Source organism: Microcoleus sp. A2-C3 (assembly GCF_036706065.1).
Taxonomy (GTDB): domain Bacteria; phylum Cyanobacteriota; class Cyanobacteriia; order Cyanobacteriales; family Microcoleaceae; genus Microcoleus.
Genome location: NZ_JAUBVX010000131.1, coordinates 1 through 1,299, shown reverse-complemented (window position 1 = coordinate 1,299; position 1,299 = coordinate 1). Strand labels below are relative to the sequence as shown.

The 1,299-nt window shown below is 45.9% G+C and carries 1 protein-coding gene; it reads right to left on the bottom strand.

Translation table 11 applies throughout. From position 1 onward, the window contains the following. Positions 1 to 15: 15 nt before the first annotated feature. The gene (gene tnpC / locus QUB66_RS29845) at positions 16 to 783 is read right to left on the bottom strand and encodes an IS66 family transposase (protein ID WP_442923483.1); all 768 of its coding nucleotides are present in this window, start codon (positions 781 to 783) and stop codon (positions 16 to 18) included. Between the last annotated feature and the right edge of the window lie 516 nt (positions 784 to 1,299).

The following is a 1,299-nucleotide window of genomic DNA, read 5'->3' as shown; positions in this document are numbered from 1 at the left end:
TGTAAGGATTCAGGTCTAAGATTGGGGAATTAAAGAAGGCATAAATAAGTCACAAAAATGGGCAGATATAGCATCACGGAAAAAAGCCATTGCACTTTTACCTTGAAATCTACAAGTCTGAATCACAGATAACAAATCAGCAGTTTGTTCAAACCGAAACATTGACCTGGAACCCCCTGATACCTTACGCTTCGTCACGGCTAATCGGAGAGAACGTTCTGCTAAATTATTATCAGGAGGAATGGAAGGATGGTCTAAAAAATACCACCATTGCTGCGCTTTCTCACGCAAGGAGCGCAATAACAGTCCAGCGGCATGACCAACTTGACCTTGCCAAGTATTTAACAATTCTGCCAACCTGGTCTTAAAGTCCCTCGCCCAAGCATGATAATCAAGCTCTTGTTGGTGTTCGCGCCATTTTCGATGTTGTCGAAATGCCTCATCAATTAATTCCAAGAACGCAGAGGCGACGACAGTATTGTTACCGTGACCTATAAGCAGAACTTTCTTAAAATGTCGCCGTAGATGGGCTAGACATTTTTGCTGCGCTCCAACAATCACACCGTTGTATACGCTAAAGTCATCAGAACTCAACACTCCAGCAAACTCGCTCCCCAGCATCGTCTCTAATTCGGCTCTACTCCGAGTATCCGCCGCATGAAACAAGCAAAAATCTTGACCCGTAGCTGTCCATAACCATTCTTTGACTCCCTTGACACACCAAGGGGTTTCATCGACATGGACGGAAAGCTTGTAATGGTGCCCATTTCCATAAGTCGGCAACGGCGGGTTTTACAGCATTGGCTACCCGCGCATTTGTGGCTTGTAATGTCCCTATCCCTATTTCGATTCCACCTAGTTCGCGCAGGAACTCTTGTTGCTTTTCGTAAGATATGTGCCCATAATTACCTAGCCATACCAATAATGCTTGTAGGTCGATACTCAAATCTTGTCCTGGCACTATACCCGGTGAGACGGGTGCAATCACTATGGCTCCACATTCATTACACTGACATTTGACCCGTCGATATTCCACTACTTCAATTGGTCTGGCAACCGGCACACGCTACCTGCTGCTTGCTGTAGCCAATCATCTCACTTAATTCTCTGCTGCCACAATGCTCACAAGTTTCAGGAGTGCTGATTTGATATCTATCCACTCGTCCAAACCCTTTTCGGGTTTTGCCGATATGTCCAGGCTGTCCTCCTGGTTTGCGATGCGGGCTCGGACTCTGACTCTTTTGAGCTATCAACTTTGGCTGTCTCTGATTTCTGTATCAGATCGCTTGATGGGGGTTT